The organism is Brevundimonas sp. AVps4 (assembly GCF_058681525.1).
On sequence record NZ_CM178741.1, the window covers coordinates 2,988,114 to 3,013,412 of the forward strand.

31 protein-coding genes are annotated in these 25,299 nt (G+C 68.6%); 13 read left to right on the forward strand and 18 right to left on the reverse strand.

Translation table 11 applies throughout. The annotated features are described in order from the left end of the window. Positions 1-6: 6 nt before the first annotated feature. Positions 7-609 carry a GNAT family N-acetyltransferase gene (locus tag ACW178_RS14855; protein ID WP_492024717.1) on the reverse strand — a complete coding sequence of 201 codons (603 nt, stop codon included), beginning with the start codon at positions 607-609 and terminating at the stop codon, positions 7-9. Positions 610-721: 112 nt separating this feature from the next. Between ACW178_RS14855 and ACW178_RS14860 the strand changes: the two genes are divergently transcribed. Next, positions 722-2,119, forward strand: coding sequence for a DUF1800 domain-containing protein (locus ACW178_RS14860; protein WP_492024718.1), 1,398 nt, complete (start codon positions 722-724; stop codon positions 2,117-2,119). Then, complete coding sequence (locus tag ACW178_RS14865) at positions 2,116-3,309, forward strand: DUF1501 domain-containing protein (RefSeq protein ID WP_492024719.1); 1,194 nt, start codon at positions 2,116-2,118, stop codon at positions 3,307-3,309. Before ACW178_RS14860 ends, ACW178_RS14865 begins: the two co-directional genes overlap by 4 nt. Before the next feature lie 16 nt (positions 3,310-3,325). On the opposite strand, the gene ACW178_RS14870 is transcribed toward ACW178_RS14865, so the two are convergent. Then, positions 3,326-3,517: a hypothetical protein gene (locus ACW178_RS14870; RefSeq protein ID WP_007443424.1), complete on the reverse strand. Its 192-nt coding sequence runs from the start codon at positions 3,515-3,517 to the stop codon at positions 3,326-3,328. A gap of 236 nt (positions 3,518-3,753) precedes the next feature. On the opposite strand from ACW178_RS14870, the gene ACW178_RS14875 reads away from it, so the two are divergent. Then, positions 3,754-3,966: a cold-shock protein gene (locus tag ACW178_RS14875; RefSeq protein WP_008260410.1), complete on the forward strand. Its 213-nt coding sequence runs from the start codon at positions 3,754-3,756 to the stop codon at positions 3,964-3,966. Positions 3,967-4,062: 96 nt separating this feature from the next. Here ACW178_RS14875 and ACW178_RS14880 read toward each other — a convergent pair whose 3' ends face one another. The 11 genes from ACW178_RS14880 to coxB all read right to left on the reverse strand — a co-directional run bounded on the left by ACW178_RS14880 (position 4,063) and on the right by coxB (position 13,003). Further along, positions 4,063-4,617: an NADPH-dependent FMN reductase gene (locus tag ACW178_RS14880; RefSeq protein ID WP_492024720.1), complete on the reverse strand. Its 555-nt coding sequence runs from the start codon at positions 4,615-4,617 to the stop codon at positions 4,063-4,065. A gap of 64 nt (positions 4,618-4,681) precedes the next feature. After that, positions 4,682-5,896, reverse strand: coding sequence for a M16 family metallopeptidase (locus tag ACW178_RS14885; RefSeq protein WP_492024721.1), 1,215 nt, complete (start codon positions 5,894-5,896; stop codon positions 4,682-4,684). A gap of 50 nt (positions 5,897-5,946) precedes the next feature. After that, on the reverse strand, positions 5,947-6,648 hold the full coding sequence (locus ACW178_RS14890) for an SURF1 family protein (RefSeq protein WP_492024722.1): 702 nt from the start codon (positions 6,646-6,648) through the stop codon (positions 5,947-5,949). Further along, positions 6,645-7,040 (reverse strand): DUF983 domain-containing protein, encoded by a 396-nt coding sequence (locus ACW178_RS14895; protein WP_152950925.1) that lies wholly within the window; start codon positions 7,038-7,040, stop codon positions 6,645-6,647. The genes ACW178_RS14890 and ACW178_RS14895 overlap by 4 nt, the downstream gene beginning before the upstream one ends. Further along, complete coding sequence (locus tag ACW178_RS14900; RefSeq protein WP_054766596.1) at positions 7,037-7,945, reverse strand: cytochrome c oxidase subunit 3; 909 nt, start codon at positions 7,943-7,945, stop codon at positions 7,037-7,039. The genes ACW178_RS14895 and ACW178_RS14900 overlap by 4 nt, the downstream gene beginning before the upstream one ends. A gap of 119 nt (positions 7,946-8,064) precedes the next feature. Continuing rightward, entirely contained in the window at positions 8,065-8,484 is a 420-nt protein-coding gene (locus ACW178_RS14905; RefSeq protein WP_287103992.1) for an NUDIX domain-containing protein, read from the reverse strand. Next, positions 8,484-9,032 (reverse strand): cytochrome c oxidase assembly protein, encoded by a 549-nt coding sequence (locus ACW178_RS14910; protein ID WP_287103991.1) that lies wholly within the window; start codon positions 9,030-9,032, stop codon positions 8,484-8,486. The genes ACW178_RS14905 and ACW178_RS14910 overlap by 1 nt, the downstream gene beginning before the upstream one ends. After that, entirely contained in the window at positions 9,029-9,202 is a 174-nt protein-coding gene (locus ACW178_RS14915; protein ID WP_182714420.1) for a cytochrome c oxidase system small membrane protein, read from the reverse strand. Before ACW178_RS14915 ends, ACW178_RS14910 begins: the two co-directional genes overlap by 4 nt. Positions 9,203-9,205: 3 nt before the next feature. Further along, the gene (gene cyoE / locus ACW178_RS14920) at positions 9,206-10,189 is read right to left on the reverse strand and encodes a heme o synthase (protein ID WP_395942008.1); all 984 of its coding nucleotides are present in this window, start codon (positions 10,187-10,189) and stop codon (positions 9,206-9,208) included. Between the two features lie 87 nt (positions 10,190-10,276). Continuing rightward, complete coding sequence (gene ctaD / locus ACW178_RS14925) at positions 10,277-11,956, reverse strand: cytochrome c oxidase subunit I (RefSeq protein WP_183215060.1); 1,680 nt, start codon at positions 11,954-11,956, stop codon at positions 10,277-10,279. A 15-nt stretch (positions 11,957-11,971) separates the two neighbouring features. After that, positions 11,972-13,003: a cytochrome c oxidase subunit II gene (gene coxB / locus ACW178_RS14930; protein ID WP_054766601.1), complete on the reverse strand. Its 1,032-nt coding sequence runs from the start codon at positions 13,001-13,003 to the stop codon at positions 11,972-11,974. 270 nt (positions 13,004-13,273) lie between these two features. Between coxB and ACW178_RS14935 the strand changes: the two genes are divergently transcribed. From ACW178_RS14935 to ACW178_RS14955, 5 genes are all read left to right on the forward strand, one after another. Next, positions 13,274-13,645 (forward strand): PadR family transcriptional regulator, encoded by a 372-nt coding sequence (locus ACW178_RS14935; RefSeq protein ID WP_054766602.1) that lies wholly within the window; start codon positions 13,274-13,276, stop codon positions 13,643-13,645. Further along, a complete protein-coding gene (locus ACW178_RS14940; protein ID WP_152950931.1) occupies positions 13,642-14,247 on the forward strand; it encodes a DUF1700 domain-containing protein in 606 nt (201 codons plus the stop codon). Before ACW178_RS14935 ends, ACW178_RS14940 begins: the two co-directional genes overlap by 4 nt. Further along, positions 14,244-15,026, forward strand: coding sequence for a GIN domain-containing protein (locus ACW178_RS14945; protein WP_191558694.1), 783 nt, complete (start codon positions 14,244-14,246; stop codon positions 15,024-15,026). The genes ACW178_RS14940 and ACW178_RS14945 overlap by 4 nt, the downstream gene beginning before the upstream one ends. 236 nt (positions 15,027-15,262) lie before the next feature. Continuing rightward, positions 15,263-16,309 carry a UbiA family prenyltransferase gene (locus tag ACW178_RS14950; protein WP_492024723.1) on the forward strand — a complete coding sequence of 349 codons (1,047 nt, stop codon included), beginning with the start codon at positions 15,263-15,265 and terminating at the stop codon, positions 16,307-16,309. A gap of 11 nt (positions 16,310-16,320) precedes the next feature. Continuing rightward, on the forward strand, positions 16,321-17,154 hold the full coding sequence (locus ACW178_RS14955) for a DUF3298 and DUF4163 domain-containing protein (protein WP_492024724.1): 834 nt from the start codon (positions 16,321-16,323) through the stop codon (positions 17,152-17,154). An 18-nt stretch (positions 17,155-17,172) separates the two neighbouring features. Here the strand turns inward: ACW178_RS14955 and ACW178_RS14960 are convergent, their stop codons facing one another. The 3 genes from ACW178_RS14960 to ACW178_RS14970 are packed head-to-tail and all read right to left on the reverse strand — an operon-like array spanning position 17,173 to position 18,753. Further along, positions 17,173-18,108, reverse strand: a complete 936-nt coding sequence (locus ACW178_RS14960; protein ID WP_191558696.1) for an alpha/beta fold hydrolase — start codon at positions 18,106-18,108, stop codon at positions 17,173-17,175. 43 nt (positions 18,109-18,151) lie between these two features. Beyond that, positions 18,152-18,349: a helix-turn-helix transcriptional regulator gene (locus ACW178_RS14965; protein ID WP_054766608.1), complete on the reverse strand. Its 198-nt coding sequence runs from the start codon at positions 18,347-18,349 to the stop codon at positions 18,152-18,154. Beyond that, entirely contained in the window at positions 18,346-18,753 is a 408-nt protein-coding gene (locus ACW178_RS14970) for a hypothetical protein (RefSeq protein ID WP_054766609.1), read from the reverse strand. The genes ACW178_RS14965 and ACW178_RS14970 overlap by 4 nt, the downstream gene beginning before the upstream one ends. Positions 18,754-18,881: 128 nt before the next feature. On the opposite strand from ACW178_RS14970, the gene ACW178_RS14975 reads away from it, so the two are divergent. Beyond that, positions 18,882-19,841 carry a fatty acid desaturase family protein gene (locus ACW178_RS14975; protein WP_191558697.1) on the forward strand — a complete coding sequence of 320 codons (960 nt, stop codon included), beginning with the start codon at positions 18,882-18,884 and terminating at the stop codon, positions 19,839-19,841. Next, positions 19,838-20,491, forward strand: a complete 654-nt coding sequence (locus ACW178_RS14980; RefSeq protein ID WP_191558698.1) for a class I SAM-dependent methyltransferase — start codon at positions 19,838-19,840, stop codon at positions 20,489-20,491. Before ACW178_RS14975 ends, ACW178_RS14980 begins: the two co-directional genes overlap by 4 nt. 37 nt (positions 20,492-20,528) lie before the next feature. On the opposite strand, the gene ACW178_RS14985 is transcribed toward ACW178_RS14980, so the two are convergent. Then, the gene (locus ACW178_RS14985) at positions 20,529-21,137 is read right to left on the reverse strand and encodes a type 1 glutamine amidotransferase domain-containing protein (RefSeq protein ID WP_287104471.1); all 609 of its coding nucleotides are present in this window, start codon (positions 21,135-21,137) and stop codon (positions 20,529-20,531) included. A 104-nt stretch (positions 21,138-21,241) separates the two neighbouring features. Between ACW178_RS14985 and ACW178_RS14990 the strand changes: the two genes are divergently transcribed. From ACW178_RS14990 to pgm, 3 genes are all read left to right on the forward strand, one after another. After that, positions 21,242-21,637 carry a hypothetical protein gene (locus ACW178_RS14990; RefSeq protein ID WP_054766613.1) on the forward strand — a complete coding sequence of 132 codons (396 nt, stop codon included), beginning with the start codon at positions 21,242-21,244 and terminating at the stop codon, positions 21,635-21,637. Between the two features lie 63 nt (positions 21,638-21,700). Then, complete coding sequence (gene ypfJ / locus ACW178_RS14995; RefSeq protein ID WP_054766614.1) at positions 21,701-22,552, forward strand: KPN_02809 family neutral zinc metallopeptidase; 852 nt, start codon at positions 21,701-21,703, stop codon at positions 22,550-22,552. A 35-nt stretch (positions 22,553-22,587) separates the two neighbouring features. Further along, positions 22,588-24,222 carry a phosphoglucomutase (alpha-D-glucose-1,6-bisphosphate-dependent) gene (gene pgm / locus ACW178_RS15000; RefSeq protein ID WP_492024725.1) on the forward strand — a complete coding sequence of 545 codons (1,635 nt, stop codon included), beginning with the start codon at positions 22,588-22,590 and terminating at the stop codon, positions 24,220-24,222. A gap of 6 nt (positions 24,223-24,228) precedes the next feature. Here pgm and ACW178_RS15005 read toward each other — a convergent pair whose 3' ends face one another. After that, positions 24,229-25,176 (reverse strand): aspartyl protease family protein, encoded by a 948-nt coding sequence (locus ACW178_RS15005; protein WP_492024726.1) that lies wholly within the window; start codon positions 25,174-25,176, stop codon positions 24,229-24,231. Between the last annotated feature and the right edge of the window lie 123 nt (positions 25,177-25,299).

Sequence of the window (25,299 nt, forward strand, 5' to 3'; positions counted from 1 at the left end):
GTTCCCTCAAGACGACCCCCGGCCGCCGCGATCAAACTCGTCCTCCACGAGGCCGAACAGCAGATGATCTGCCCAATCGCCGTTAATTTTCAAATAAGCGCGGGCCAGACCCTCGTGCCGAAAACCCGATTTCTCAAGAACGCGACGCGATCCGTGGTTGCTGGGCAGGCAGGCGGCCTCCAGCCGGTGCAACTTCAGCCGCTCGAAACTGTAGGCGACCACGGCGCGCACCGCCGCCGTGCCATGGCCGCGTCCGGCGAAGGGCTGACCGATCCAGTAGCCCAGGGTGCCTGTCTCGGCCACGCCGCGCCGCACGTTCGACAGGGTCACGGCTCCGACCAGGGTCTTGCCGTCCTCGATGAAGATGAAGAAGGGCCAGGCGTTTCCCAGCTCCATTTCCCGCGCATAGATGGACAGCCAGCGTCGAAAGGCGCCCTTGCTCAGATCGTCCTCGGGCCAGGCCGGCTCCCACGGCTGGAGATAGTCGCGCGACCCGTCGCGCAACCGCGACCACGCCGCATAGTCCGCAGCGCGCGGGGGGCGCAGCAGCACGCCCTCGCCCCGGACAACCGGCCCGGCCACATCGCTCATCCAGTCCAGCAGCGCCATCGCCTCCAGCGTAAAGCATGAACGCGAGGGGTGAAACCCGGCCGCAGGCTTCCGGCGACGGAGATTCCGCCTTGGAGCCGTTGAACGGACAAAGCCGGCAAGGAGACCACCCATGGCCGCATCCGCCTTCGAGGCCGCCGTCGCCGTGACCCGGCTGGGCCTGGGCGCGCGTCCCGGCGAGATCGACCGCGTCGCCGCCGATCCCAGAGGCTGGGCGCTGGGTCAGATCCGGGCCGAAGGTGCGCCCCAACCCTCCGGCGCCGCCGTCTCGACCGCTGAACGGATGGAGGCCTTCCTGGCCTATCAGGCCAGCGGGACCGGCCGGCGCGAGGCGGCGGCGCCCCGCGGCGCGCCCGATCCGACGGCGCAGGCCGCGCGTCAGGCCCGGCAGGCGGCGCGGCGCGCCATAACCGAGGACACGGCCCGCGGCTTTCTGGATCGCGTTCGGCTGGGCCTGGAGACCGACCAGGGGTTCGCCGAGCGCTGGGCCCTGTTCTGGGCCAACGCCCTGACCGTCTCGGCCGCCAAATTCACCGCCGGCGCCTTCGTCGACACCTATGAGCGCGAAGCCATTCGCCCCCATGTCTTCGGCCGGTTCGAGGATCTGGTCCTCGCCGCCGAACAGCATCCGGCCATGCTTCTGTACCTTGATCAGGCGCGGTCGGCCGGACCGGACAGCCGAGCCGGCGCGCGCCGCAGGCTGGGGCTGAACGAGAATCTGGCCCGCGAAATGCTGGAGCTGCACACGGTCGGCGCCGACGGCGGCTATGATCAGGCCGACGTCACCGAATTGGCCCGCGCCCTGACGGGATGGTCGATCCCCCGCCAGCAGGATTGGCAAAGGGCGGACGGCGGCGGCTTCGTCTTCCGCCCCGAGATTCACGAACCCGGCGTCCGAACGGTCATGGGCCGGACCTACGCCCAGACCGGCCGCCGACAGGGCGAGGCCATATTGCGGGATCTGGCGCGCCATCCGGCCACGGCCAAGCGGCTGTCGCGGCGGATCGCGGCCCATTTCGTCGCCGACGATCCGCCCCCGGCCCTGGTCGCTCGGCTCGAGGCCGCCTGGACCGGATCTCAAGGCGATCTGGCTGAGGTCGCCCGCGCCCTGATCGAAGCGCCCGAGACCTGGACGCCCCAGGCCGCCAAGATCAAGACGCCCTATGAGTTCGTCGTCTCGGCCGGACGGGCTCTGGATGAAGGCCCCCGACGCCCCGCGCTTCTGCGACAGGCGCTGGTCGACATGGGCCAGCCGCCCTTCGCGCCGCCGTCGCCCGAGGGCTGGCCCGACACGGCCGCCGACTGGGCCGGGCCCGACGCCCTGGTCAAGCGGCTGAACTGGGCGCGGACCACCGCCGACGCCGCGGTCGTCAGCGATGTGAACGCCGTCGCCCGCTCCGCCCTGGGCGCCCGAATGGGCGAGCGCACCCGCGCGGCCGTCGCCCGGGCCGAGAGCCGGACCGAGGCCCTGACCCTTCTTCTGATGTCGCCGGAGTTCCAGCGCCGATGACCCACCCCGCCTTGCATCGCCGCGCCTTTTTGGGCGGATCGGCCGCCGGCCTGAGCCTGGCCTTCGTCGGACGCGCCTTCGCCCAATCGGGCGCTCAAGGCGTCGCGTCGGACAACAAGCTGGTCGTGATCCTCGCGCGGGGCGCCATGGACGGACTGTCGGTGACGGTCCCCTACGCCGATCCAAACTATGCGGCCCTGCGCGGCGGCCTGGCCCTGGCCGAGCCCGGCCAGGCCGACGGCGTGTTGGCTTTGGCCGACGGTTTCGGCCTGCATCCGGCTCTCGGCGGCCTGCACGCCCTGTATCGTCGCGGCCAGATGCGGTTCGCGCCGGCCGTGGCCCTGCCTGTGCGGGTGCGGTCGCATTTCGACGCCCAGGACGTGCTGGAGAACGGCGGCGAGAGCCTGCGTCGCCAGGACGACGGCTGGCTGAACCGCGCCATCGTCGCGGCGGGCGGGCGAAGACTGACGGGCCTGGCGATCGGCGCTCAGACGCCCCTGATCCTGCGCGGCGAGGCGCCCGTCTCCGGCTGGGCGCCGGGTGGACGGGTGCGCGAGGACGACCGGATCGCCGGCCTGCTGCAAGACCTCTATGTCGAAGATCCGCTGCTGGGGCAAAGCCTGGCGCGCGGTCTGGCGACCGAGGAACGGGCGGCCCTCGACGGCGACGGCGGGCGCGTGGGTCGCAACGACGCCCAGGCCCTGGGTCAGGCGGTGGCGCGGCTGATGACCGGAACCGAGGGGGCGAACGTCGTCGCCCTGTCGCTGGACGGATGGGACACCCACGCCGGCCAGAGGGCGCAGCTCCAGACCCGGCTGACCGGCTTGGACCGGCTGATCGCCGGGCTGGAGAACGGGCTGGGCGAGGACTGGCGGCGCACGGTCGTGGCGGTGGCCACCGAATTCGGCCGCACCGCCCGCGCCAACGGCACGGGGGGCACCGATCACGGCACGGCGTCTTCGCTGATCCTGGCGGGCGGCGCCGTTCGACCGGGCGGCCTGATCGGCGACTGGCCCGGCCTGGCCGACAACCGTCTGTTCGAGGGGCGCGACCTGGCGCCCACCCTGGACGTGCGCGCCGTGTTCAAGGGGGTGCTGCGCGATCATCTGGGCCTGGACCGCGCCCAGCTGGACACGCGCGTCTTTCCCGACAGCGCCGCCGAGGCGCCGGCGATCGACGGCCTGGCCTGATGTCACGCCGCTTCTGTCAGGCCGCTTCGGGCGTCGTCTGTTTGCAGATGCGGTTCAGATCCGCCCGGATCGAACTGCCCTGGAAGTGCGAAATGTCGGCGCTGGAATAGCCCTCGGCCGACAGGGCCTTGACCACATCGCCGGTGTTCAGACATTCGGGGGTGCGGGCAAGCTGATAGGCGCGCTCGACCACATGGGTGCGATTCATGACACAAGACCTTTCGTGAGCCGTAACAACGCCTTGGAAGCGCAGCTGTTCCGCCGCTCAGACGCCATAATTCGCCCCGCCTTGCTTTTGTCGGAAAAGCCTGCGCTAATAAGCCTCGTCGATCTCTCTGCGTAACGCCCACTCTCCTTGCGAACGCATGAGTCCAGGCCGATCCCATTCAGACCCGACAGGCCGAACGGACGTTCCCTCGGTCAATTTCTAACGGAGGTCTCAAAATGGCTACCGGCACTGTCAAATGGTTCAACCCCACCAAGGGTTACGGCTTCATCCAACCCGACGACGGCGGCAAGGACGTCTTCGTCCACATCTCGGCCGTCGAAGGCGCGGGCCTGCGCGGCCTGGATGAAAACCAGAAGGTTTCCTACGAGCTGGAACGCGACAAGCGTTCGGGCAAGGAATCCGCTGGCCAGCTGCAAACCATCGGCTGATTTCAGCTTCACGGCTGATTTGGCGACGGCGGCTCCTCACGGAGCCGCCGTTTTCAATTGGAGCGTCCGCGCTCTTTCGACGTCATCCTGGCGAGACTATTTGGTCTTCTCGATCCACCCCGCGAACGCGTCGAGGAACCCCTTCAGGAACTCCCGTGTCCCCTCGTTCTTCAGCCTCCCATCCTCCTCGTTCAGCAGGCCGGCGACATTGCCCACATAGGCTTCGGGCTGCTGCATGGTCGGCATGTTCAGGAAGACCAGGGGCTGGCGCAGGTGGTGGTTGGCGCCGAAGGCCCCCATGGCGCCGGGCGAGACGCTGACGATGGCGGCCGGCTTGCCCGCCCAGATGCTGTCGCCATAGGGGCGCGAGCCGACGTCCAGGGCGTTCTTCAGCGCCCCAGGGATCGAGCGATTATATTCCGGCGTCACGAACAGCACGGCCTGAACCGCCGCCATTTCCGCCCGGAACCGGGTCCAGGCGGCCGGCGGCGTCTCCGTCTCCAGATCGGGGTTATAGAGCGGCAGATCGCCGATCTCGACCAGCTCAATCTCAAGCTCTGGCGCGGCCATGGCCTTCATCTCCAGGCCGACGGCGCGAGAATAGGACCCCTCGCGCAGACTGCCGACGATCAGGGCGACGCGGACGGACATGGGGCGGCTCCGGATTGTGAGGGTCAAGCGTCAGCATAACCGATGACGACGCAGGATGTTCCCCTTAGGCCCTGAACAGCGCCGCCGCGAAGGCCTCGCCCGCCGGAGCCGCCGATTTCGGTCCCAGGACGGCGCTGGCCGCCTGTCGTCCCTCCAACAGACGCGCTCCCGCCGCCCGCACGTCCGCCACCGTCTGGGCCTCCAGCTGTTCGGTCATAGACAGGCTGGAGCGGGGCGCGCCGAAGATCAGGGTCTGGGCGGCGTTGCGGCCGGCCCGGCTCATCGGGTTTTCGTCCGACATCCACAGACCGGCCTTCATCACCGCCTTGGCGCGCGACAGCTCTTTCTCAGTCGGCCCGGTCTCGGCCAGGGCACGAACCTCTCCCGCCGCCACCTGGGCCAGCTCTTTCGCCCGGTCCGCCGCCGCCCCAGCGTAGATGCCCAGCACCCCGGCGTCCTCATAGGGCTCCTGATAGGCGTCGATGGCGTAGGCCAGGCCCCGCTCCTCGCGCGCGCTCTGGAACAGGCGCGAGGCCATGCCCCCGCCCAGGATTTCGCCGAACAGCCGCATGGCGGACAGGGCCGGATCGGTCGCCGACAAAGCCGGCAGCTGGAACACCAGATTGGCCTGTTCGATCTTGCGCGTCAGGGTCGCATGGCCGCCGACGAAGACGGCCGGCGCCGGCGCCTCGACGAGGGTCGCGACCGCCGCCCCGAACCAGCGCTCGGCCAGGGCCAGCAGTTCGCCCTCCTCCACCGCGCCCGACACCGACACCACCATCCGGTCGGGTGAATAGAGCCGCGCCCGCCACGCCTCGACCGCCGCCCTGTCCGCCGGTTTCAGGCTGGCGACCGAGCCCAGGATCGGCCGGCCCAGCGGCTGGCCGGCGAAGGCCCGCGTCTGGACCATCTCGAACACATGATCGTCGGGCGTGTCGAAGGCCTCGGCGATCTCCTGGGCCACCACGTCCTTTTCCCGCTCGATCTCGGCGGGGTCCAGCGTCGGCCGGAACACCAGGTCCGACAGCACCTGCATGGCCAGCGGCAGCGACCCGTCCAGCCCCCGCACCTCGAAGCTTGTCCGCTCATAGCCGGTCGAGGCGTTGATCGTGCCGCCCTCGGCCTCGATCCGTTCGACGATCTCGCGGGCGGCCATGTCGCCGGCGCCCTTGAACACCAGATGCTCCAGCAGGTGCGACCAGCCGGAGCGATCCTCGGGCTCCCACCGCGCCCCGCCCTTGACGGTGACGACGACGGCGAGGGTCTTCAGGCCGGGCATAGGATCGCAGATGACGCGGACGCCGTTGGACAGGGTGTGCAGGGAAGCGGTCAGGAGATGTCCTTCTTATTCCGACGTCGGAGCAAGGCGACATAGAAGCCAAGGAGCGCGATCGCCAGTCCGAACCAGGTCAGGGCGTAGCCGAAATGATTGTTGGAAAAGGCCGCGGGCGGGGCGGAGGGCGTCAGGGCCGCAAACTCGGGATTGGTCTGGGTCACGGCGAACACCGCCTCGGGCCGCACCGGCCCCTGAACCTTCAGAGCCTGGGCCATGGCTGCGGTGTCGCGCGCATAGAAGCGGCCGTTCGCCGGGGCCGGCGTCAGCCCGCCCGGCGGATCGAAGCGGCGGAACTCGCCGATCAGCACCAGGGGCAGGCTGGTCTCGATCACGCGCGGACGGGCCGACACCCCGTCGGCGACGAAGCCCCGGTCGATCAGCAGGCTGAAATCCGAACCCGCCGGTTTGCACGCCGAGATCAGCCGCACCCCCGCCTGGCCCTCATGGATGGACTGAAGCTCGACATAGGGGGCGGTCGCCAGACCCGGACAGACGATCAGCGCCTTCCTGAACTCCAGGTCGCCGCCCGCCAGAACCTGATCCAGGGGCGCAGGCGGTTTGGCCGCCGCCGCCTCGGCCGCCGCGATCAGCCCCTCTTTCCACTTCAGCCGCTCGACCTGCCACAGACCCAGACCGATCAGCAGGACCAGGGCCGCAGCCGTCGCCAGCGTCAGTATCCAAGGAAACCGCCTCACGTCTGATTCCTGTATTGCAGGCCGATCATCAGCCCACGCCCCGGCCGCATCAGGGCCAGCGACAGGACGACCACCAGCGGCAGCCAGACGACCAGATGCAGCCACATCGGCGGATGGTATTTGATCTCAACGACCAGGGCCGAGAAGCCGACCGCGAAGCCGGCGATCTGCATGATGAAGCTGGCCGGGCCGTCGCCGGTCTGGATGGTCGAAAAGTCGAGGCCGCAGGTGTCGCATCCCGGCCGCACCTTCAGAAAGCCCGCAAACAGCCGCCCCTGACCACAGCGCGGGCAGCGCCCTTTCAGCCCCGCCCGCACGGCGGAAACGGCGACGGCGGGAGACGATGGCTCGCCCCCCGCCGCCGGGATCTTGTCCGTGGTGTCCGGGATCAACCGAAGACGACGTAGACGAAGGCGAACAGGAACAGCCAGACCACGTCCACGAAGTGCCAGTACCAAGCCGCCGCCTCGAAGCCGAAATGCTTCTGCGGGGTGAAGTCGCCGGCCAGCAGACGGATCAGGCAGACGGTCAGGAAGATGGTTCCCACCAGCACGTGGAATCCGTGGAAGCCCGTCGCCATGAAGAAGATCGAACCATAAAGGCCCGAGTTGACCGCTTCCTCGTTGAAGAACAGGTGCTCGTGCAGGATGTGGTTGTATTCGTAGGCCTGAACGCAGGTGAAGAAGACGCCCAGGATCACCGTCAGGACCAGGGCCAGCTTGGCGCCGCTGCGGTCGCCGACCTGGATCGCATGGTGGGCCCAGGTCACGGTGCAGCCGCTCAGCAGCAGGGTCACGGTGTTCAGCAGCGGCAGCTGCCACGGCGACAGAACCTCGACCCCCTTGGGCGGCCAGGTGGACCAGGCCTTGGCGGTGTCAGCCCAGGCGCCGACTTCCGGCGTCAGGGCGCGCGATTCGTGGAACAGCGCCATGTCGAAGAACATCCAGAAGAAGGCGACGAAGAACATCACCTCCGACGCGATGAACAGGATCATGCCGTAGCGCAGGCCGATCGAAACGACCGGCGTATGGTCCCCGCCCTTGGATTCCTTGATGACGTCCGACCACCAGCCGAACATGGACACCAGCACCCCCGCCAGGCCGGCGAAGAAGACGCCCGGCTTGCCCTCGGCCAGGAAGTTGGCGGCGATCGGACCGTTTTCGGCCGGGGCCAGCCCCTTCATCCAGATGACGGCGCCGATGAACATGATCGTCGCGGCGATCGAGGACACCAGCGGCCACGGACTGGGCGGTACGAGGTGATAGTCGTGATGCGGAGCGGCGTGCGCGTCGGCCATGCGTTTCATCTCTATCTTGGGCTGGCGATGAACTCGCCTTATCGGCCAGCTATAACCGCCGCTTTTGCAACACGCCAGTGGATCGGCGCCTTTCCGCCTTGATCCTGCACCGGACGGCCCTACCCCCGGGCCTCCAGGGCGGCGAACGCCTTGGCCGCGAACACCGACAGCGGCTGCGGCAGGGCGTCGAGCGCGAACCAGCCGATGTCCGACAGCTTGTCCGGCTCAGTCAGCCGAGGCTCGCCGGCGAAATCGCGCGTGACATAGATCAGCGACAGCCAGTGCTGGCTGTCCGTCGCCATGATCTCTTCGGTCCAGCACAGGAAGTCGACGACGCCGATCGTCAGGCCGCTCTCCTCCTCCGCCTCACGCCGGGCGGCCTCGGCGGACCGTTCGCCCTGATCGACCTTGCCGCCGACGATGTTCCAATGCCCCGCCTCGGGCGGCTTCAGCCGTTTGCACAGCAGCACCCGCCCATCTGCCCGCAGAATCACCAGACCGCAGCCGACGCCGGGAAAGTCGACGCCGGGACGGCCCATCAGGCGTTCGGCCCCGTCGGCGCGTCGACCGACGGATAGAAGGTGTAGCTCAGGGTGATTTCGCGCGCGCCCTTGGCCTCGCGGTCGGTGGCCAGTTCGGGCGCGATGAAATACTGGACCGGGAACTGGCGCGTCTCACCCGCCGCCAGGGTCTGGTCCTGGAAGCAGAAGCACTGCAGCTTCTGGAAATAGGGGCCGGTGTACTCCGGCACGACATTGTATCCGGCCCGCACCTGGATCGGCCGATCCGAGGTGTTGGTGACGTCGAAATAGGCCAGGCCCGTGGCGCCGATCCGCACCCTCTGGGTCGTCTGTTCGGCGCGGAAGGTCATGGGCAGGCCGCGCACATTGGTGTCGAACCGGACCAGCACCGTCTGGTCCAGCACCGTGTCCGGCGCCTTGTCCGCCCGACGCACCGTGCCGTCGAAGCCTGTGACCTGACAGAACATCCGATAAAGCGGCACGGCGGCGAAGGCCGCGCCCGTCATCCCCATGACGCCCAGGACGCACAGGATGGCGATCAGATTCTGACGGCCCGGCTTCCTCATTGCGGTCCCGCCGTCGTCGCCGCCTCCAACAGGGCGCGTTCGGCCGCCTGATTCTGCTGCAGACGCAGGACGGTGGTGGCGAAGACCAGGACGATGAAGGCCACCAGGGCGGCCGCGATCCAGACGTTGCGCCGTTTGCGGGCGCGCAATTCTTCAGGCGTCAGACGCATGGCTCAGACTCCCAGGCCGGCTATGGCCTCGACCAGGAAGGCCGAGAACAGGGCGACCAGATACAGGATCGAAAAGGCGAACAGATCCCGCGCCGGTTTGGCCTGGACCTTGACCTCATACAATGCGGCCTCGCGTCCCACCGTGTCGGCCTTGTCGGGCTCGTCGCCGGCGCGCGAGCGATAAAGCCGCCAGGCCAAGCCCAGAAAGGCCAGGCCGCCGCCGACCGACACCACGGCGTAGATCAGCCCGCCCATGCCCACCAGGGCCGGCGCCACGGCCGAGGCGACGAAGATCAGCGAATAGATCAGGATCTGCAGCCGCGTGGACTTGGCCCCCCGCGCCACCGGCATCATCGGTATGCCCGCCTTGGCGTAGTCTCCGGCCGAATAGAGGGCCAGGGCCCAGGAGTGGGGCGGGGTCCACAGGAAGATGATCAGGAACAGCAGCCAGGCCTGCCACGGCGCCTCGCCCGTCGCCGCCGCCCAGCCGATCACCGGCGGAAAGGCGCCCGCCGCCCCGCCGATGACGATGTTCTGAGGCGTCCGCCGCTTCAGCAGCAGGGTGTAGAAGCCGGCGTAATAGACGATGGTCAGGGCCAGCAGCCCCGCCGCGAACCAGTTGGCGTTCATCCCCAGCAGCATGACCGAAAACAGGCTCAGGATGACGCCATAGGCCATCGCATCATTTTTCCGAACGCGCCCCGCCGCCACCGGCCGGCCGCGCGTGCGCCGCATCAGGGCGTCGGTCTCGCCCTCCAGCGCCATGTTCAGCGAACCGGCCGCGCCTGCGCCCACGGCGATGCACAGTATGGCGATGGCGGCGACCAGCGGGTTCATCGACCCTGGCGCCATGACCAGTCCGGTCGCGGCGGTGAAGACCACCACCGACATGACGCGCGGCTTCAGCAGCTGGAAGAAGTCTTCCGGCTGGGCGGTCGAAATCGCGGGACGGTCGTGAACGTCTTGGGTCATGGGTGCGGGGGTCATGGATGGGGACCGAATAACACACCCCAAAGCAGAAGGCCGCCCCTTCCGTGGAAAGAGCGGCCCTCCGTTCGGGATCTCAGCCCGGGATCAGTGCTCGTCGCCCTTGACCACCGGCAGTTCGTTGAACTGGTGCTGCGGCGGCGGCGAGGACAGGGTCCATTCCAGGGTCGTGGCGCCCTCGCCCCAGGGATTGGCGACGCCCGGACGGCGACGGATCGCGGCTTCCAGCAGCATGACCAGGAAGACCAGCACGCCGACGATGGTGATCGCATAGCCGATGGACGAGACCTGGTTCCACAGGGTGTAGGCGTCCGGATAGTCGATATAGCGACGCGGCATGGCCTGCAGGCCCAGGAAGTGCTGCGGGAAGAAGATCAGGTTCACGCCGACGAACATGATCCAGAAATGGGTCGCGCCGAGGAACTCGTTGTACTTCACCCCGAACATCTTCTCGAACCAGTAGTAGAAGCCCGCGAAGATGGCGAAGACGGCGCCCAGCGACAGCACATAGTGGAAGTGGGCCACGACGTAATAGGTGTCGTGCAGGCTGTAATCGATGCCGGCGTTGGACAGGACCACGCCCGTCACCCCGCCCACGGTGAACAGGAAGATGAAGCCGATGGCCCACAGCATGGGCGTCTTGAAGCTGATGGAGCCGCCCCACATGGTGGCGATCCAGCTGAAGATCTTCACCCCCGTCGGCACGGCGATGATCATGGTCGCGGCCACGAAATAGGCGCGCAGATTGATGCTCATCCCCACCGTGTACATGTGGTGGGCCCAGACGATGAAGCCGATGAAGCCGATGGCCACCATGGCGTAGGCCATGGCCAGGTATCCGAACACCGGCTTGCGGCTGAAGGTCGAGACGATGTGGCTGATGATGCCGAAGCCCGGCAGGATCAGGATGTACACTTCCGGGTGGCCGAAGAACCAGAACAGGTGCTGGTACATGATCGGGTCGCCGCCGCCGGCCGGGTCGAAGAAGTGGGTGCCGAAGTTGCGGTCGGTCAGCAGCATGGTGATGGCGCCGGCCAGCACCGGCAGCGACAGCAGCAGCAGGAAGGCGGTGATCAGCACCGACCAGGCGAACAGCGGCATCCGGTGCAGCGTCATGCCCGGCGCCCGCATGTTCAGGATCGTCGTGATGAAGTTGATCGCCCCCAGGATGGAGCTGGCGCCCGCCACGTGCAGGGCGAAGATGGCCAGATCAAACGCCGGGCCGACGTGGCCCGTGGTCGACAGGGGCGGATAGGCCGTCCAGCCCCCGCCGAAGCCCTTGCCCGGCCCGCCGTCGGTGAACATCGACAGGACCAGCAGGCACCAGGCCGCAACCAGCAGCCAGAAGGAGATGTTGTTCATGCGCGGGAAGGCCATGTCCGGCGCCCCGATCATGATCGGCACGAACCAGTTGCCGAAGCCGCCGATCATGGCGGGCATGACCATGAAGAAGATCATGATCAGGGCGTGGGCCGTGACGGTGACGTTGTAGCCGTGCTTGGACTGCTCGACGAGGCCCAGCAGCTGGATCGACGAGCCTTCCTTGAAGATCTGGATGCCCGGCTCGGCCAGTTCCCAGCGGATCAGGCCCGACAGGGCGCCCCCGACCACGCCCGCCATGATGGCGAACAGCAGGTACAGGGTGCCGATGTCCTTGTGGTTGGTCGACAGGAACCAGCGGGTGAAAAAGCCCGGCTTGTGGTCGTCGTGATGATGGGCCTCGGGCGCGTGAAGGGTGTCGCGGGTCGAAATCGTAGCGTCAGCCATGGAACTGCTCGCCTCTTACTGGGCGGCCGGCGCGGCGGGAGCCGCGGCGGGAGCGGATTGAGCGGTCGGCGTCGTCGCCGTCTGGGCGGTCGGGATGTCGGTCTGGGCGCCGGCCTGGGGACCGGTGGTCGCCGTGCCCACCACAGGCGCGCCCGTGGTTCCGGCCTCGACCTGGGCGGTCGTGCCGCCCGGCGCCGCCTCGGGGGCCTTGGGCGTCATCGAGCCGCCCTTGGAGGCGACCCAGCGCGCGAACTCGGCCTGGGTCACGACATTGATCTGAATAGGCATGAAGGCGTGATCGACGCCGCACAGTTCCGAACACTGGCCGTAGAAGACGCCGGTGCGCTCGGCCTTGAACCAGGTCTCATTGACCCGGCCCGGCACGGCGTCGGTCTTCAGGCCGAAGGCCGGCAGGGCCACGGAATGGATCACGTCCGAGGCGGTGATCAGAAGACGCACCGTCTTGCCGACCGGCACCACCATCGGCTCGTCCGCCGCCAGGCGATAGACGCTGTGCGACAGGCCGCGCTCGGCCAGCTCGCCCTCGGGCACCATGTTGGAGATGTATTCGGAAACGCCCTGGTCGGGATATTCATAGGCCCAGTTCCACTGGTTGCCCGTCACCTTCACCGTCAGATCGGGCTCGGGCATGTCGTGATAGGCGAACAGCAGCCTGAACGAGAACAGGGAGATGAAGACCAGGATCACCACCGGCAGCACCGTCCAGATGATCTCGACCGTGGTGTTGTGGCTCCAGCGCGCGGGCGTGGCGTTGGCGCGCTTATTGTAGCGGAAGACGATCCAGGCCAGCAGAGCCAGAACCAACAGGGTGATGCCGGTGATCACGGGCATCAGCACGATGTTGTGGAACCAGATGGCGTCGTGCTTCAGCGGCGCGGCGGCCGGCTGAAGGTCGATCCCGCCCGGCGTCGGCTGACCCATCAGGTCCTGCGCCCACACCGGCGCCGCAGAGACCAGCGCCAGTCCGACAGCCGCCGTCGCCGAGGCGGTCGCCGCTCTGGTCCATCTCAGGGCTCGCGTCCCCATTCCCATACGAAGTCCCCATAATATCGTTTCGCAGCAGAGACTTGCGAATGGCTCGCAAATCTTCGCGCGGGCATGTTGGTCCGCCCGACACTTGGTTGAGTCCCTATCGGATCGCCCCTCGCTTGCCAAGCGATCCGCGCGCGCCTTCGCCGCAAACCCGCCGCGATTGGCGGCGGCGGGCTGCGGATTAAACCTTCGTCATGTTTAAACAGGTACCTTGCGTCACAAGGTACCTTGTCGTAATCAATCTCCATCAAAGGAGACGTCGAGGTGACAGAAACCATCGAGATACAGCTGAAGAAGGGGGTTCTGGGGCTTTGCGTCCTGGCGCTTCTGAACCGGGCGGACAGCTACGCCTATGAGATCGCCAGCCGCCTTTCCGACGCGATCGGCATGGGGGAAGGCACCATCTACCCCCTGATGCGGCGAATGCAGTCGGACGGCCAGGTCGAGACCTATCTGGTCGAATCCTCGTCCGGCCCGTCGCGCAAATACTATCGTTTGACCGAGGCCGGTCGCGCGGCCCTCGCCGCCCAGACCGCCGAGTGGTCGGCCTTCACCACGGCCGTCGAAGCCGTCCTGGCCAGCGACGCGCCCCATATTCAAGAGCCGACGGCTCAACCGGAGGGAACGGAACAATGACGAGATCGGAATTCATCGTCCGTCTCAGAAACGGCCTGGTCGGCCTGCCGACCGCCACGGCGAACGACATCGTCGCCGACTATGAGACTCATTTCGCCGACGGCCTGGCCGCCGGCCGCACCGAGGCCGAGGTGGCCGCCGCCCTGGGCGATCCGGGCCGTCTGGCCCGCGAACTCAAGGCAGAGGCCGGGATCCAGCGCTGGCGCCAGGAGAAGAACCCCTCCGCCGCCGCCGCCGCCGTCTTCGCCGTCCTGGGCCTGGGCGCCGTCGACATCCTGATCCTGCTGCCCATTCTGATGGGGGTGGTCGGGACCATCTTCGGCTTCTTCATCGCCGCCATCGCCCTGTTCTTCTCGGGCGGCGCGATCATGGTGGCCGGGCCCTTCGCCGGCTTCCCCGGCGGCCCCTTCGCCGCGATCCTGATGGGTCTGGGCCTGATGGCCGGGGCCGTCTTCATCGGCGCCCTTCTGACCATCGTCACCGTCTGGCTGGTCAACGGCCTCGTCTGGTTCGCCCGCCTCCACTACCGGCTGCTGAAGCCGGCGCTGGAGCCCCAATCCGACACCCAATCCGAAGGCACGAGCACGGGAGGCTCGCAATGATCCGCACGCTCTTCATCATCGCCGGCGCCGCCCTGGTGCTGTGCATCGTCACCGTGGGCGGCGCCATCGCCCTGGGCGGACATGATCTGCAACGCCACGGCTGGGCCTGGACGATCAAGGACCGCGACGGCGAAACCATCCGTTTCGAACGGGTCAAAAGCGGAGAGGTCGAAGACCTCGGCCCCTTCACCACCCGCACCCTGGCCTGGACCGGCGGCGACACCCTGACCGTCGATTCCACCATCGACGTGGAATATGTCCAAGGCCCCGCCAACACCGTGGTCGTCACCGGGCCCAAGGCCCTGGCGGACCGGGTCCGACTCGAGAACGGCCGACTGTCCCTGGGCGACGGCGACGAACGGATCGTCTTCGGCTGGAGCAGCGGAAACTTCTCGGCCCGGTCGGAGCGTGACGAACTGCGGGTCGTCGTGACCGCGCCCAACGTCGTCCGCTTCGTCTCCAATGCGTCCGGCGATCTGGACATCAAGGCCTATGACCAGCCCACCCTGGCCCTGGACGTCTCCGGCTCCGCCGATGTGACCGCCGAAGGCCGCACCGACGCCCTCCGGCTGGAGATCGACGGGTCCGGCGACGCGGATCTGAGGGCCTTGGCGGCGCGCGACGCCACGGTGGACATCTCCGGCTCCGGCGACGCCAATGTCGCCCCGACCGGCGACGTCCAGGTGCGGATCGACGGCTCCGGCGACGTCACCCTGGCGGCCCGCCCCGCCAAGCTGACCACCGAACTCTCGGGCTCCGGCGACGTGTATCAGGACTGACGACGAAAAAGCCCCTCCCCGCTTGCGGGGGAGGTGAGCCGGCGTCCGCGCAGCGGACCAGGCTCGGAGGGGGAAGGGTCGCCCAGGAAGAAGACTTCCCCCATCGTCAGCCGTCTCACTTCGCTCGACGCGCTGCTGCTTCCCCCGCAAGCGGGGGAAGGTCTTGTCGCCGACAGGCCGGCATCAGGGGGCCATTCCGCCTTCACCCTGCCCTTCATTCCGGTTAAGCCTCGGTCATGACCTCCGCCCCTCTTCCCGACGCCGGCGCCAACTGGGTGGATCGCCATGCGCCGGAGCGGCTGAAGCCCTGGCTGAAGCTGGGCCGGTTCGACCGGCCCATCGGCATATGGCTGCTGCTCCTGCCCGGCTGGCAGGGGATCGCCCTGGCCCTGGCCCAGTATCGCCAGACGCCCGGCCTCTATGACCTGTGGCTGTTCGTCGGCTTCGGGATCGGCGCCTGCTTGATGCGCGCCGCCGGCTGCGCCTTCAACGACATCGTCGACCGCGACTTCGACGCCCGGGTCGCCCGCACCGCCCTTCGCCCCATCCCCGCCGGCCTGATCAGTGTCAAACAGGCCTGGGCCTTCGTGGTAGGGTGCAGCCTGATCAGCCTCATGATCCTGCTGACCCTGCCCAAGGTCTCCATCCTGCTGGGCGTCGGCTCCTGCGCCCTGGTCGCCGCCTATCCCTTCATGAAGCGGATCACCTGGTGGCCCCAGGCCTGGCTGGGCCTGACCTTCAACTGGGGCGCCTTGATGGGGTTCGCCTCCGCCCTGCCCCTGGCCGCAGCCGCCCTGCTGCTTCCCGCCGAGATCGCGGGCGAGTTCCGCCCCTTCCTCTGGTCGCCGCCCAGCGACAGCGGCCACGCCGTCGCCCTAGCCTGGCAGGCCTATGTCCCCGCCGTCCTTCTCTACCTCGGCGGCGTCTTCTGGACCCTGGGCTACGACACCGTCTACGCCCTACAAGACATCGAGGACGACGCCATGGTCGGAGTCAAATCCTCGGCCCGCCGGCTGGCCTCGGCGGTGCGCCCCGGCGTCGCCGTCTTCTACGGAATCAGCCTGGTCCTGGCCGCCCTGGCCGGTCTTTCCGCCGGTCTCGGCCCGCTGTTCTGGATCGGCCTGGCCCTCTACGCCGCCCATCTGGCCCGCCAGGTGGTCCGGCTGGACCGCACCGACGGCGCCCTGGCGCTGAGACTTTTCAAATCGAACCGAGAGGCGGGCTTCATCCTGCTAGCCGCCCTCGCCCTCGGATCTCTCGGCCAAAACCTGATCGGCCTGTGAAGGAGCCCCCCATGACCTCCACCCTTCGTCTGCTGCTGCTGTCCGTCGCCGTCGCCGCAACCGTCGCCGCCTGCCAGAGGCGCGAAGACGAGGCCGAGACGGCCCCGCCCGCCCCGATCGCCGCCGCCCCGGTCGATCCGGCCGCCGCCGGGGCGCCGATGAGCTTCGACTCCAAGACCCAGTACGCCACGGTCAAACTGACTCTGCCGGACGCGCTCAAGTCCAAGCCCGACCTGCACGCCCCCCTCTACGCCGCCGCGGTGCGGGACCTGCGCCAGTTCTCCGAAGGCGCCCAGGCCGACCTGTCCGAGGCGGGCGGCGGACCGAACCCCTATGAAAAGACCATCGCCTTCGACCCCGGCGCCGAGACCGGCAAGCTGTTCAGCCTGGTCCGCACCGATTTCGAATACACCGGCGGCGCCCATCCCAACACCAGCTTCTCGGCCGTCCTGTGGGACAAGGCGATGAAGAAGCGGTTGGGCTTCGCAGACCTGTTCCGACCCGGCGCTGACCTGTCGGGCCTGAACAAGGCCCTGTGCGACGCCGCCAACGCCGCCAAACAGGCTCGTTCGCCGGGATCGGAGACCGCCACCCCGGACGGTAAGATGTGGACCTGCCCCAAGGCCGTCTCCACCCCCTTCGTCCTGGCGCCCAGCACCACTCCGGGCAAGGCGGGCGGCGTCGTCTTCCTGATCGGCGCCTATCAGATCGGCCCCTATTCGGACGGTCCCTATCGGCTCGCCGTGCCCCAGTCGGTCTTCCGGTCCCTGCTCAACCCGGCCTATGCCGACGAATTCGCCGGCGCGCCGGTCAAGGCCGGAGACGTCACGCCCAAGGCGGGCTGATCCCCTCGCTCGGCGGGATCAGTCCGCCAGGAACTGATCGACCCGTTGGGCGAACCTCTGCGGCTGATCGGCCATGATGAAGTGGCGGCTGTCGTCCACCCGGATCAGTTTGACGCCGGGCAGGGTCGCATATTCCCGGCCCCACAGGGCGTCGGCCATGGCCGCAGGCGCCCCGCCGTTCGCGTCGGCGGCGTAGAGCACCGTGACCGGCGTCGTCATGGCCGCCAGTCCGGGGCGGACGTCGGTCGTCATCACCTCATGAATGGCCGTGGCCAGGGCGCGGCGGTCCGAGGCCAGGGTCCAGTCGACCATGGCCGTCCGCGTCGCCGGATCGCGCGCCAGGCCGATAGCCCCCTGTTCTTGGGCCGCCCGCATCGCCGCCTCGTCCTGGCTCAGCATGGCCTGGGCCGCCTGGTCGGCGAAGGGCCGGGCCGTCTCGGGCGTCACCTGCGGGCCGAACAGGGCCGAAAAGAAGGGCAGATTGTCCACCGCCATCACCCGCCCCACGGCCTCGGGATGACGCTGGGCCAGCATCAGGGCCGACAATCCGCCCATCGAATGGCCGATGACCGCCGGCTTTTGCAGACCGGCGGTCTGGACATAGGCCGCCAGGGCCTCGACCGCCGGCTCCAGCAGCGGCCCGTCGCCGTGGGTCCAGGGCTGACCGGCGAAGCCCGCCAGCTGGACCAGATGGACCCGGTGGGTCGCCTTCAGCCGATCGGCCGTGGCCCGCCACACCTCTCGCGAACAACCATAGCCGGGGATCAGGATCACGTCGGGTCCGCGTCCGACCACCTCGACCGACAGCCGGTCCGAAGCGAAGGCGGGAGCGACGGCCCCCGGCGTCTCGGCCAAGGCGGCGGTCACGCCGATCATCAGCGAGGGCGTGCAGACGGCCAGTCCGAACAGGGCGGCGCGCAGGCGCGGGCGCGCCTTGAAGAAGGCGTTGTACATCGGATGTCTCCTGTCTTGAGGTTTTGAAGTCGGGTCCGCCGCCTCAGGCGTGCGGGTTCTCGAAGATGTCTTCGACCGGACGGCCGAAGGTGGCGGCGATGCGATAGGCCAGGTCCAGCGACGGATCGTGCCGTTCGGTCTCCAGCGCGATCACCGCCTGTCGCGATACGCCCAGGGCCTGGCCCAACTGTTCCTGGGTCCAGCCGCGCTCGACGCGCAGCAGCTTCAGCCGGTTCTTCATCGGCTGGTCCGGATGAAGGGGGCGGTAAGGCCGTACATGCCCCAGAACAGCGGCACGATCAGCCAGGTCTGCATATGGGGCGCCCCGGCGAAGCTCTCGCCGAAGCCCCAGAAGGTGGCGACCGCCATGGCCAGCCCCGAGGCGACGATGAACTGTTTGGCGGTCACGCCGCGCACGAACTCGTCGCTTTCGCGCATCAGGGACAGGACGGCCCAGATCTGGCCGATCACCGGCGCCGACACGACCGCCGCCAAGGCCCAGGCCGCCGGCTTGCCCATCACCTCGTCAAAGGCGTCGGTCGTCATCATGGATACGCAGATCGCCACATAGGGGATGGTGAAGGCCATGATGCGAATGACGTAGCGCCTATGCGCCGGGGTGGTCGATTTTCCGAAACTCATCATATCCCGCTCTCCTCTTGTAAGGCGAACCTGACATCGCCTCCATGTAATGTCAACCTGACTTTTTGTCATTATCGCCTTACATGCCCCGTCCGGTTTCGAAAGCCCCGCAGTTGCGCTAGGATCGGCCCATGCCCGCCGCCCCGCGCATCGCCCCCTCGGCCCTGTTCGCCCCTGACGACTGGCGGCCGTTCCAGACCCGGTCGGCCTGGATCGGGCCGCTGCTGGTCGCCCATTGCTGGGGCGTCATCGCCCTGGCGGTCTGGGCGGGCGTCCTGATCCCCTGGCTGATCCCGATCTGCGTCATGATCATCGGCACGCGCCAGCTGGGCCTGGCCATATTGATGCATGAGGCGGCCCACGGCGGCCTGTCCAAAAATCTGCGGCTGAACGACTTTCTGGGCCATTGGCTGTGCGCCGTCCCGATCGGGGCGGACCTTGGCGCCTATCGCCCCTATCATCTGAACCACCACCGCTTCGCCCAGCAGCCGGAGGACCCCGATCTGATGCTGTCGGCGCCCTTTCCCGTGTCGCCCGCCTCCTTGCGGCGCAAGATGATCCGCGACCTGACCGGCCAGACCTTCTTCAAACAGAGGATCGTCCTGCCCCTCGCCCTGGCGGCCCGATCAAAGAGCGCAAAGGGCGAAGCGGCCGCCGATCCCGCGCATGAGTATGACGCGGTGGTGACCGGCCGATCGGTCCTGCCCTTCCTGGTCTTCAATACGATCCTGCTGGCCGGCTTCATCGCCGCAGGCGTCTGGTGGGCCTTCTTCGCCCTGTGGCTGCTGCCGATGGCGACCTGGTTTCCGCTGGTGACGCGGCTCCGGAACATCGCCGAACACGCCTGCGTCGAAGGATCCGACGCCGACCCCTTCCGCGCGGCCCGCACCACTCGCGCCGCCTGGTGGGAGCGCGCCTTCATCGCCCCCTATTGGGTCAACTTCCACGCGGAGCATCATCTGTTCATGCACGTCCCCTGCTGGAAGCTGCCGGCGCTTCACCGGGCCGTTCGCGCCCGGCCCCAGGCGGCGGGCATGGAGGTGGCGCCGGGCTATGTCGAGGTTCTGAAGACGGCGACCCGCCGCCCGTGACCGTCATCGCCGATCCCGCCGCCTTCATCCGGACCAACACCCGGCTGCAGCCCGTCCCCCATGCGCCCGAGATCACCCTGTGGCTGGCGGACGAAGTCACCCCCATCTGGCGGCTGACGGAGGAAGAGCTGGGCGAACTGGGCCTGCCCCCGCCCTTCTGGGCCTTCGCCTGGGCGGGCGGTCAGGCGCTGGCCCGCTATCTGCTGGATCACCCGCAGGAGGTGGCCGGCAAGCAGGTGCTGGACTTCGCCGCCGGTTCGGGTCTGGTCGGTGTTGCCGCCATGCGGGCAGGCGCCGCCTGCGCCCTCTGCGCCGACATCGACCCCTTCTGCGAAGCGGCGGTCGCCGCCAACGCCCAGGCGAACGGCGTGGCCCTGGACTTCGTCGGCCACGACCTGCTGAACGCGCCGCCGCCGCCCGTCGACGTCATCTGCGCGGGCGACATCTGCTATGAAAAGCCGATGACCGAGGCCGTCCTGGCCTGGCTGGGTCAGGCGCGGGCGGCGGGGACGCGGGTTCTGATCGGCGATCCGGGCCGGACCTATTTTCCGCGTTCGGGCCTGGACTTCCTGGCCGAATACCGCGTGCCCACGACCCGCGAGCTGGAGGATCAGGAGATCAAGCGCGCCGCGGTCTGGGCCCTGCCCTGAAGGGCGGCGGGGGCGATCGCCGCCCCCGCCGATCCGGTCAATGGGCGACCGGCTGAACCCCTTGGGTCTTCTCGGCCTGTTCGCGATGCCGGCCCTCGGCGAATTCCTCGATCATCTTGGCGTTGAAGGCGGGGATGTCGTCGGGATTGCGGCTGGTCACCAGACCCTGATCCACCACCACCGGCTCGTCCACCACATCGGCGCCGGCGTTTCTCAGATCGGTGCGAATGCTGTTGAAGGCCGTCATCGTCCGGCCCTCGACCACCCCCGCCTCGATCAGCAGCCAGGGCGCATGGCAGATGGCCGCCACCGGCTTTCCGGCGTCGAAGAAGGCCCGGACGAACTTGACCGCATCCTCATTCGCCCGCAGCTGGTCGGGATTGGCCACGCCGCCCGGCAGCATCAGGGCCGAATAGGCCGAGGCGTCCACCCCCGCCACCGCCTTGTCCGCCGTCACCTTGTCGCCCGGCGTCAGATGGTTGAAGCCCTGGAAGTCGCCGGCCTTCAGCGACACGATCTCGACCGACGCCCCGGCCTCGTTCAGCGCCTTCATCGGCTCGGTCAGTTCGACCAGTTCGACGCCGTCGGTCGCCAGAATGGCGACGGTCTTGCCAGAGAGGGTCTTGCCAGAGAGGGTCTGGGCCATGGGATAACTCCTGATTTGGGATGGGTTCGCCCTGTTCAACCCCGTGGGCCGACGAGGGTTGCGGCCCCGCTTGGCGAGACGCGATCACACCCCATCTGTCGGTCATGAGACGCGCCCTGCCCCTCCTTCTGCTCGCCGCCGCCCTCGGCCCCAGCGCGGTCCAGGCCCAGGTCGCGCCCTATCCCTATCCTCAGCCCGGCTTCCCCTATCCGGGCGGCGCCCCCGCCGCGATCGCCGATCAGCACCGCTATGAGAACGAGCGGATCCGTCTTCAGGCCCAGGCCAACGCCGCCCTGGCCCGCCGTCTGGACGCCGAGGCGGCCCAGCGACGCCTGACGCTGGAAGCGGCGCGCCAAGCGACGGCGGCGCCGGCCCCATCCGTCCACGATCTCCGCCCGGTCGCCCCGCCGGCGTCCCCATCGACGTCCCCGCCCCCCACGGCTTCGGAACCCCGACGCAGCCTCAGCGAAATCGACGCCTGGCTGGACCGCCCGCGCTGACGCATCCCTTCCCTTCCGTTCGCGTTCTGGCCTAGCTTCAGGCGGAACGGGCGGAGGGAACTCATGCGGTGGCAGGGCGGCAGGACGGGCGGCGGCGGGATCGAGGACCGTCGGGGCCTCGGAGGCGGCGCGCTCGCCGGGGGCGGTCTCGGCGTCGGCGTGCTCGCCGTCATCGGCTATCTGGTCTTCGGCATAGATCCTTCGACCACGACCCAGCTGGCCAGCCGGTTCGGCGGGGTCGGCGCGGAACAACAGGGGCAGGCCGGCACGCCTGAAGATCAGGCCGGACGCTTCGTCGATGTGGTCGGAGGCAATATCAACGACGTCTGGGCGCAGAAGCTTAACGGGTATGAACGTCCGCGCGTCGTCATCTACGAACAGGGCACTTCGACCGGCTGCGGCTACGGCCAGTCGGCCATGGGCCCCTTCTATTGTCCGACCGACCGCACCGTCTATCTGGACCTGGGCTTCTGGCAGGAGATGGAGACCCAGCTGGGCGCCTCGGGCGCCGACTTCGCCCGCGCCTATGTCATCGCCCATGAGTTCGGCCACCACGTCCAGACCCTGACCGGAACCTCCGACCAGGTGCGTCAGGCCCAGCAGCGCGCTAGGGGCGAGGCCGAGGCCAACCGCTATTCGGTGGCGCTGGAGCTTCAGGCCGATTGCTATGCCGGGGTCTGGGCCCGAAACGCCGCCGCCGTGTCGAACGGCGAGGTGGCGCTGGAGCCCGGCGACATCGAAGAGGGGATGAAGACGGCCCAGGCCATCGGCGACGATACGCTGCAACGCCGGGCGGGCGGGCGCGTCTCGCCCGAGAGCTTCACCCACGGCTCCTCGGCCCAGCGGGTCGAATGGCTGCAACGCGGCTATCAGTCCGGCGACCCCGCCGCCTGCGACACCTTCAGCGGCGCCTGAGCCGCCCAGCCTTCAGACTTCAGTACGGACCTCCCATGCATCCTCGCGCCGGCCAGACCGCTCTCGCCGAAGACCTGATCGACCTGGACGCCCTGCTGGGCGCCTATGAGAGCGTCGTTCCCGACATGGGCGATCCGGGCCAGAGGGTGGTCTTCGGCACCTCGGGCCATCGCGGCTCCAGCCTGGACGGCGCCTTCAACCAGACCCACATCCTGGCGATCGCCCAGTCGATCGCCGACTATCGCGCCGCCCAGGGGATCGACGGCCCCCTGTTCGTCGGCCGCGACACCCACGCCCTGTCCGAGCCCGCCTTCCGCACCACGATCCAGGTTCTGGTCGCCAACGGGGTGGAGGTGCTGATCGATTCCGGCGACGGCTTCACCCCGACCCCGGCCGTCTCCCACGCCATACTGACCCATAATCGGACCGGGCGGCGTCAGGCTGACGGCGTCCTGATCACCCCGTCGCACAATCCGCCGCGCGACGGCGGTCTGAAGTACAATCCCCCCTCGGGCGGCCCGGCCGGAAGCGAGGCGACCGCCGCCATCGCCGCCCGCGCCAATCAGCTGATCGAAGGCGGCCTGTCCGGGGTCAAACGCCTGCCCTTCGACCAGGCCCAGGCGGCGGCCGGCCGGTTCGACTTCATGACCGCCTATGTCGACGACCTCGACAGTGTCCTGGATCTGGACGCGATCCGCAATGCGGGGGTCCGGATCGGCGCCGATCCCCTGGGCGGGGCGGCCGTCGCCTATTGGGGTCGGATCGCCGAACGCTGGGACCTGGACCTGACCGTGGTCAATGCGGCCGTCGATCCGCGCTGGGCCTTCATGCCCCTGGACGCCGACGGCAAGATTCGCATGGACTGCTCCTCCCCCTCGGCCATGGCGGGTCTGATCGGCATGATGCAGGGCGGCTCGGCCTATGACGTCGCCTTCGGCAATGACGCCGACGCCGACCGGCACGGGATCGTCACGCCCGACGGGGGCCTGATGAACCCCAACCACTTCCTGGCCGCCGCCATCGCCTATCTGTTCGCCCATCGGCCCGGCTGGGGTCCGCAGGTGGCGGTGGGCAAGACCCTGGTCTCCTCCTCCATGATCGACCGGGTCGTCGCGGGCCTGGGTCGCCGCCTGCTGGAAACGCCCGTCGGCTTCAAACATTTCGTGCCCGGCCTGCTGGACGGGACAGTCGGCTTCGGCGGCGAGGAATCGGCGGGGGCGTCCTTCCTGCGCCGCGACGGAACGGTCTGGTCCACCGACAAGGACGGCCTCATTCTCTGCCTGCTGGCGGCCGAGATTCAGGCGCGCACCGGCGCCGGCGCCGACCGCCTCTACGCCGATCTGACCGACCGCTACGGCGCCCCCGCCTACGCCCGGATCGACGCCCCGGCCGACAGGGCGCAAAAGGCGCGGCTGGCGGCCCTCAGCCCCTCGGACGTGACCGCGACCACCCTGGCCGGTCAGCCCATCTCCGACATCCTGACCCAGGCCCCCGGCAACGGCGAGCCGATCGGGGGTCTGAAGGTCGTGACCGCCGACGCCTGGTTCGCCGCCCGTCCGTCGGGCACCGAGGACGTCTACAAGATCTACGCCGAATCCTTCCTCGGCCCCGACCATCTGGCCCAGGTCCAGACCGAGGCCAAGGCGGTGGTGGCCGCGGCCCTCTGCTGATCGGCGTCACCGCCCGACGGTGATCTCCATCGGTCGCGAGACGAACAGGCCCGGCCCGCCCAGGTCCAGCACCAGCCGGCGATCCTCAAAGGCCGCCATGCCGACCAGGGCGTCGGGGAAGCCCGGCACGGCCACATTGTCGTAAACCGCCACCTCGGCCCGGCGATAGATGTCGTCGCCGATGGTCAGGGTGCGCACGACCACCGTCTCGGCCCCCACCACCCCGCCCAGGACGATGCTCTGGCCGGCCGTGCGCGGTCGCCCGTCCAGCAGGCCGGCCGCCTGGGCCGTTTCGCGCGTCACCGCCAGCACGGCCGAGGCGCCGGTGTCCACCACCGCAGTCACCGTCGCCCCCTCCACCGTGATGGTCGTCTCCAGCGCCCGTCCGGCGCGCCGGACCGCGATCGGCGCCAGATCCCGGCCCGGCGTCCAGCCGTCTCTGGGCAGAAACCGCATCCGCCGCCGGCCGGTGTCCAGCTCCAGCACCACCTGGCTGAGCACGTCCTGGCCGATGATCAGGGGCGCGCCCAAGCCCTGTTCTCCCGCCAGCGGCCCCAGGTTCAGTATGGCGGTCCTCAGCCCGTCCAGCCTCAGTCCGCCGATCTGGACGTCCAGGGTCGCGGCCCGCCCCATCTGGGCCCCGCCCCCGACCCCATAGGCGACCATCGGCAGGGGAAGGCCCTCGCCCAGCCCCAGTCGATCCACCAGGGCGCGATCCACCACCGAATACTGGGCGCCGGAATCGACCAGGGCCCGGACCGGCGTCCCGTTCAGCAGAACCTCCACCGTCGGCGTCGCCGCGCGCGGCTGAGCATAGCCCAGCCAGCCCGAAGACCCGTCCGGTCCAAACCCCGCCTGGGGCTGTCGCCACAGCACATGGTCCCTCAGCCACCAAGCCCCGGCCACGCCGCCGGCGACCAGGCCCAGCCGGATCAGGAGATCGCGTCTTCTCATGTCTGATCACATGGACCGTCCGGCGCTTGGACGCCAGCGGGGACGATGGTCGCAGGGCCGTCCGCCACTGCGGTTTCGCGCGAGCGGCCCTCGAAAATCAGCACGAAATTGTCGCAAACCGGC

What these genes read in the sequence shown, in the direction of transcription:
- ACW178_RS14900 (WP_054766596.1), bottom strand. Translation starts at nt 7,945, where the DNA reads ATGGCCGACGCGCACGCCGCTCCGCATCACGACTATCACCTCGTACCG.
- ACW178_RS14940 (WP_152950931.1), top strand. Translation starts at nt 13,642, where the DNA reads ATGACGAGATCGGAATTCATCGTCCGTCTCAGAAACGGCCTGGTCGGC.
- ACW178_RS14945 (WP_191558694.1), top strand. Translation starts at nt 14,244, where the DNA reads ATGATCCGCACGCTCTTCATCATCGCCGGCGCCGCCCTGGTGCTGTGC.
- ACW178_RS14990 (WP_054766613.1), top strand. Translation starts at nt 21,242, where the DNA reads ATGAGACGCGCCCTGCCCCTCCTTCTGCTCGCCGCCGCCCTCGGCCCC.
- ACW178_RS14950 (WP_492024723.1), top strand. Translation starts at nt 15,263, where the DNA reads ATGACCTCCGCCCCTCTTCCCGACGCCGGCGCCAACTGGGTGGATCGC.
- ACW178_RS14960 (WP_191558696.1), bottom strand. Translation starts at nt 18,108, where the DNA reads ATGTACAACGCCTTCTTCAAGGCGCGCCCGCGCCTGCGCGCCGCCCTG.
- ACW178_RS14985 (WP_287104471.1), bottom strand. Translation starts at nt 21,137, where the DNA reads ATGGCCCAGACCCTCTCTGGCAAGACCCTCTCTGGCAAGACCGTCGCC.
- ACW178_RS15005 (WP_492024726.1), bottom strand. Translation starts at nt 25,176, where the DNA reads ATGAGAAGACGCGATCTCCTGATCCGGCTGGGCCTGGTCGCCGGCGGC.
- ACW178_RS14880 (WP_492024720.1), bottom strand. Translation starts at nt 4,617, where the DNA reads ATGTCCGTCCGCGTCGCCCTGATCGTCGGCAGTCTGCGCGAGGGGTCC.
- ACW178_RS14905 (WP_287103992.1), bottom strand. Translation starts at nt 8,484, where the DNA reads ATGGGCCGTCCCGGCGTCGACTTTCCCGGCGTCGGCTGCGGTCTGGTG.
- ACW178_RS14855 (WP_492024717.1), bottom strand. Translation starts at nt 609, where the DNA reads ATGGCGCTGCTGGACTGGATGAGCGATGTGGCCGGGCCGGTTGTCCGG.
- ACW178_RS14865 (WP_492024719.1), top strand. Translation starts at nt 2,116, where the DNA reads ATGACCCACCCCGCCTTGCATCGCCGCGCCTTTTTGGGCGGATCGGCC.
- ypfJ (WP_054766614.1), top strand. Translation starts at nt 21,701, where the DNA reads ATGCGGTGGCAGGGCGGCAGGACGGGCGGCGGCGGGATCGAGGACCGT.
- ACW178_RS14860 (WP_492024718.1), top strand. Translation starts at nt 722, where the DNA reads ATGGCCGCATCCGCCTTCGAGGCCGCCGTCGCCGTGACCCGGCTGGGC.
- pgm (WP_492024725.1), top strand. Translation starts at nt 22,588, where the DNA reads ATGCATCCTCGCGCCGGCCAGACCGCTCTCGCCGAAGACCTGATCGAC.
- cyoE (WP_395942008.1), bottom strand. Translation starts at nt 10,189, where the DNA reads ATGACCCCCGCACCCATGACCCAAGACGTTCACGACCGTCCCGCGATT.
- ACW178_RS14975 (WP_191558697.1), top strand. Translation starts at nt 18,882, where the DNA reads ATGCCCGCCGCCCCGCGCATCGCCCCCTCGGCCCTGTTCGCCCCTGAC.
- coxB (WP_054766601.1), bottom strand. Translation starts at nt 13,003, where the DNA reads ATGGGGACGCGAGCCCTGAGATGGACCAGAGCGGCGACCGCCTCGGCG.
- ctaD (WP_183215060.1), bottom strand. Translation starts at nt 11,956, where the DNA reads ATGGCTGACGCTACGATTTCGACCCGCGACACCCTTCACGCGCCCGAG.
- ACW178_RS14970 (WP_054766609.1), bottom strand. Translation starts at nt 18,753, where the DNA reads ATGATGAGTTTCGGAAAATCGACCACCCCGGCGCATAGGCGCTACGTC.
- ACW178_RS14910 (WP_287103991.1), bottom strand. Translation starts at nt 9,032, where the DNA reads ATGAGGAAGCCGGGCCGTCAGAATCTGATCGCCATCCTGTGCGTCCTG.
- ACW178_RS14915 (WP_182714420.1), bottom strand. Translation starts at nt 9,202, where the DNA reads ATGCGTCTGACGCCTGAAGAATTGCGCGCCCGCAAACGGCGCAACGTC.
- ACW178_RS14875 (WP_008260410.1), top strand. Translation starts at nt 3,754, where the DNA reads ATGGCTACCGGCACTGTCAAATGGTTCAACCCCACCAAGGGTTACGGC.
- ACW178_RS14955 (WP_492024724.1), top strand. Translation starts at nt 16,321, where the DNA reads ATGACCTCCACCCTTCGTCTGCTGCTGCTGTCCGTCGCCGTCGCCGCA.
- ACW178_RS14965 (WP_054766608.1), bottom strand. Translation starts at nt 18,349, where the DNA reads ATGAAGAACCGGCTGAAGCTGCTGCGCGTCGAGCGCGGCTGGACCCAG.
- ACW178_RS14870 (WP_007443424.1), bottom strand. Translation starts at nt 3,517, where the DNA reads ATGAATCGCACCCATGTGGTCGAGCGCGCCTATCAGCTTGCCCGCACC.
- ACW178_RS14885 (WP_492024721.1), bottom strand. Translation starts at nt 5,896, where the DNA reads ATGCCCGGCCTGAAGACCCTCGCCGTCGTCGTCACCGTCAAGGGCGGG.